We start from the raw sequence: 4176 nt of genomic DNA on the forward strand, positions 1-4176 counted from the left end.
GCCTCGATTGCGGGAGTGATAGATAAGGGATCGTCAATAGGCATCAATACAATCTTGGTCTGGCGATCTAAAGCCACAAGAGCCTGATCCAATTGCTGGCGTGGCACCTGGGGAAATCTTTGGCGCAGATCTGATAGGTAAACCCGGGAGTGGCGTCCTCCCATCTCCTCACAAGTTTGAAAGACCTTCTCGAGGAAGGCGGGATCGACTTTCGCTTGGCCAAAATCGGAAGGGGGTTGGCCAGAGCCGGCTGGCTTGAGGACATGGGCCAAGGGAACGCTCTCCCGCTGCACGTAGTCCACCAAAATTTCCAAGACCTTTTGCAAAACAACTGCTGCCTCCGGTGACTTGGAACGGGCAATGGCCGTTGGAGGTGTGGTGGAGGCCCAGTCCCAGGCCTTGTCAGTTAGTGCAAGCCGAGCTACTTTCCTTCCCTTTTCAACTGTGGTCTTGTATTCAATGAGGCCCCTTTCCTCCAGCAGCTTGAGCTCCTTGGCGCTGTGCTTTGGCTTCAGTTGGGACTTGGCCGGTTCTTCCCCCGTTAGCAGAAGCTTCCAGAGCAAAATTTCGCTCTTGGGCAACAAAGAGGTCATCTTCTCACTCTCCAACTCGCCTCAAAGCCGGCTCCGTTGCTGTTGAATTACCTTGCGGATCATCTCCACCGCCCGCTCGCAGTCGCTCATCACCAGATCGTTGGGGATCCGCAACACCAAGTAGCCGGAAATCAGCAGTTGGTAGTCCCGCAGGCGATCCTGGTAGTAGCGGTCTCGGCTGCAGTGCTCTGGCCCGTCCACTTCCACCACCACCTTGCCCTCCCGCCAAAGGAGATCTGCTCGAAAGGATTGCCCGGTTACACTTTGTAACACTTGGTTAAACTCTAGCAGATCCTTGAGCTGCGGGTCCGCTGCCACCCGCTCGGCTAGCTTCTTCTCTGCTAGGCTAAAGGGGTGAGGGGATCCCTTGCAACCCACCACCACCTGCACCGAGCTGTCGAACTCCTCCCGCCTCTCCGGGAGCGGCAACTGGAGGGCGCCGTAGCTCACGGAAGCCAATTCAGGGTGAGCGGCCAAAGCACTCGGCACCACCAGCACTAGCCGTGCTTGACTGTGGTCGGCCAACCAGGTAGCGGCCTTGGCCAAGCCGAGGAGGTAGCTGGGCGCCGGCTCTGGCTCATCGGTTGCTAAAGCCAAGGTTAGCTCGCGAGGGGCAATGGCCTTGGCCAGTTGCTGCACCTGGATTGCCCGCTGGATCCCTGGCACCACAGGCAGGCGTTGCTGCTGGCACAAGTGCATTGCTGCCCTGAGCCAGCTACTGGAAATAGCGGGATCCCGTTTTGCAGACAGCTCTCGGGCGCGGAGGCGATTGAGAACCTGGGCCTCTGCCGTTCTGCCCGGCTCAAACTTTTCTCCATACCAATAGGGCCAGAGGGATAAAGCTACCTCCGCCAGCACCTGCAGACACTCGTCAAGGATGACATCCTGGGCCGGAATTCGGTGCCAAAGCTTGGAGACAAAGACCGTCTCCCGAGTTTCAGCCTCTTCCGCCAAAATTGCCAGCGCCTCCTCCACGGACGGCGCCAGCAACAGCTTTACCTCCCCCTCTTTGCCCAGGTCTGGCCACGAAAGAACGGCCACCTCGCCCTTCCCCCCTGCCTTTCTATAAATCCTGCCTCGGGACAGGCCGAGGGAGCAACAGTATCGAAAGCTGGGTCGGCAGGGATTCGAACCCTGGGCCAATCGGTTAAAAGCCGAGTGCTCTACCGCTGAGCTACCGACCCAAGTTTTCAGTTCTTAGAGAGTAACACAACTTTTGTTATATTAACAGAGGCTCTAGCCAGATCCCCAAGGATTTTGCTATTCTAGGTTTAGCCAAACCCTGGGGCTGTAACGGTTTCGACGGGGTGGCGAACAAGGGTTCATGATGCAGGTCGGGCTTGAGCTTATCCCGTTACCACCAGGCTCAACACAGTACGTGCGAACAACGTCGTACCTTTTGCTCGTAAAGCAGCTGCTCTGGCTGCCTAAGGCTCAGTAAAGAATTACCCTGAGCTCGAGGATCCTCCCACGACCCCGTTAAGTGGGCGGATTATAACCCCAACGGGTGCAGCTCTCTTCTCCCGCTCCGTCGAGGGAGAGACTAAGCTTAGGCGGAGACCTCCCGTCGCCGGGATCTAAACGGCGATCCCCGCCTCGAGGGTCAGAGAGGCTAAGCCTGTGAAGGAGTGAACCCCCAGTACCCATCTCGGACACGGGTTCGACTCCCGTCAGCTCCATCTTCTACAAGCGGGGCTTCTGAGTTCCTCTAGAGGTGGATCCAACCTCAACCGGCTTTGCGGGCGGAGGAGCTGCTATTGCTGTGCCCTACAATCAAGGGCAGTGAATTGGAGAAAAGAGAGCCATGCGGCTCATCGATGAACGGGGGCGTCTTCTGGGAAAGGTCAGCCTTCTGGATCTAGGGGCGCTGGCAATTGTGGTGGCGGCGATTGTGGCTGTCCTGTTTCTCCCAGGGCGGCAGGCGGGCAGCGTCGTCCAGGTGGGGGGTGGCCCCACGCTGCCAGTGGAAGTGGATATGATCGTGCGGGGGGTCAGCAGCCGATCCCTGGAACCCTTTCAAGTGGGTCAGAAGGCTGACTTGATCATCCGCAACCAACCCTACGGCCAGGTGGAGGTGGTGCGGATAGAAAATGTCAGCCGCACTGTGCCAGTAGTTTTTCCGGATGGACGGGTTGAAAACTTGCCTGACCCCGAGCCCTATCGTTTTGATCTGGTGTTTACCTTGCGGGGGCGGGCCCAGAAGACGGAAAATGGCATTGTCCTGGGCAACAACCGCGTCAAAGTTGGCGTTCCCCTGGAGCTGGAGACTTTTAGCTACAACTTGCGCGGCACCGTGATGGAGGTGCGGCTGCTGCAATCGTAGAGAACCCCCACCCTAATGCAGCTACAGGAGATTGCCCAAAGATTGGGATGCACCTACGAGGGGGATCCCACCCTGGAGATCCACGGCGTGGCCAGCCTGGCAGAAGCTCGCCCAGGCCAGCTGAGCTTCCTCAGTGAGACCCGCTACCTGCCCCTCCTCGAGCAAACCCAAGCCAGCGCCGTCATCGTAGGGGAATCTGTAGTTTTGCCCCGCCCCATCCCCTGCCTGCGGGGCAGAGATCCGCGCTTGCTCTTTGCCCAGGCCATCGAGCTGTTTTACCAACCCTACCGCCTGCCCGTCGGGATCCATCCCACAGCCGTGATCGATCCCAGTGTGGAGTTGGGGGAGAGGGTAGCCATTGGGCCGCATGTGGTGGTGATGGAAGGGGTGAAAATTGGCAACTACACCCAGATCCACCCCAACGTAACCATCTACCCCCACGTGCGGATTGGATCCCGGTGTCAGCTTTTGGCTAACTGCGTTATCCACGAACGCACGGAGATTGGCGACGATTGCCTCATCCACAGCGGCGCCGTGATTGGCGACGACGGCTTTGGCCACATTCCTCTCCCTGATGGATCCTGGCGGCGCATGCCGCAGGCGGGCCGGGTGGTGCTGGAAGACGGCGTAGAAGTGGGCAGCAACACCACCATTGACCGGGCTGCCGTTGGCGAGACGCGCATTGGCCGCGGCACCAAGATCGACAACCTGGTGCAGATTGGCCACGGTGTGCGCACGGGATCCCACTGCTTGATCGTCGCCCAGGTGGGCATTGCCGGCAGTACCCAATTGGGCCACCACGTCATCTTGGGCGGGCAATGTGGCTTGGCGGGGCACCTGCACATTGGCGATGGCGTGCGTGTGGCCGCCCAAACAGGGGTGACCAGCGACATTCCTCCTGGCCAAACAGTAGCCGGCTACCCCCACCAACCCATTGCCGAATGGCGTAGGAGCATAGCAGTCCAACGGCACCTGCCTGAGCTGCAGCGGGCCCTGCGCAAGCTGGAAGCGCGGGTAGCCAAGTTGGAGCAAAACAGTGGGAGATAGGGGATCAAGGGTTAGCCTGCTGATAGCCAATTCGCTTGCTTGCCCCCACCGCCTAGCCCAAGAAAACACTCCCCTCACCCGCCGGCAACTGGCGGAGCTCATGCCCTCGGCCCAGGGGCTGCTCAGCGATGAACCCGAAATGGAACACTCCCTCCACGCCCTGCAGCTTTTGATTCTGGTGAGCTGCCTCACCCGCCTCTGGCAGGATCGCAA

At 59.2% G+C, this 4176-nt stretch carries 4 protein-coding genes, 1 tRNA gene, 1 other RNA gene and 1 pseudogene; 4 read left to right on the forward strand and 3 right to left on the reverse strand.

What is annotated here, in order from left to right; translation table 11 throughout:
- The 3 genes from NW841_RS06505 to NW841_RS06515 all read right to left on the reverse strand — a co-directional run.
- Nucleotides 1-593: hypothetical protein (locus tag NW841_RS06505; RefSeq protein WP_414385894.1), on the reverse strand; the 593-nt coding region annotated here is incomplete at its 3' end.
- A 21-nt stretch (nt 594-614) separates the two neighbouring features.
- Nucleotides 615-1634: an endonuclease domain-containing protein gene (locus tag NW841_RS06510; RefSeq protein WP_414385895.1), complete on the reverse strand. Its 1020-nt coding sequence runs from the start codon at nt 1632-1634 to the stop codon at nt 615-617.
- 71 nt (nt 1635-1705) lie between these two features.
- Nucleotides 1706-1777, reverse strand: a tRNA-Lys gene (locus NW841_RS06515).
- Nucleotides 1778-1877: 100 nt separating this feature from the next.
- Here NW841_RS06515 and ssrA point away from each other — a divergent pair.
- The 4 genes and pseudogenes from ssrA to NW841_RS06535 all read left to right on the forward strand — a co-directional run.
- Nucleotides 1878-2275: a transfer-messenger RNA gene (gene ssrA / locus NW841_RS06520) on the forward strand.
- A gap of 122 nt (nt 2276-2397) precedes the next feature.
- A complete protein-coding gene (locus tag NW841_RS06525; protein ID WP_414385897.1) occupies nt 2398-2916 on the forward strand; it encodes a DUF4330 domain-containing protein in 519 nt (172 codons plus the stop codon).
- Nucleotides 2917-2931: 15 nt separating this feature from the next.
- Nucleotides 2932-3963: a UDP-3-O-(3-hydroxymyristoyl)glucosamine N-acyltransferase gene (gene lpxD / locus NW841_RS06530; RefSeq protein WP_414385898.1), complete on the forward strand. Its 1032-nt coding sequence runs from the start codon at nt 2932-2934 to the stop codon at nt 3961-3963.
- A pseudogene (locus NW841_RS06535) lies at nt 3953-4176 on the forward strand (hypothetical protein); the annotation flags it as partial. The gene lpxD and the pseudogene NW841_RS06535, both read left to right, overlap by 11 nt.

The organism is Synechococcus sp. H60.3, from assembly GCF_047462295.1.
Classification (GTDB): Bacteria; Cyanobacteriota; Cyanobacteriia; order Thermostichales; family Thermostichaceae; genus Thermostichus.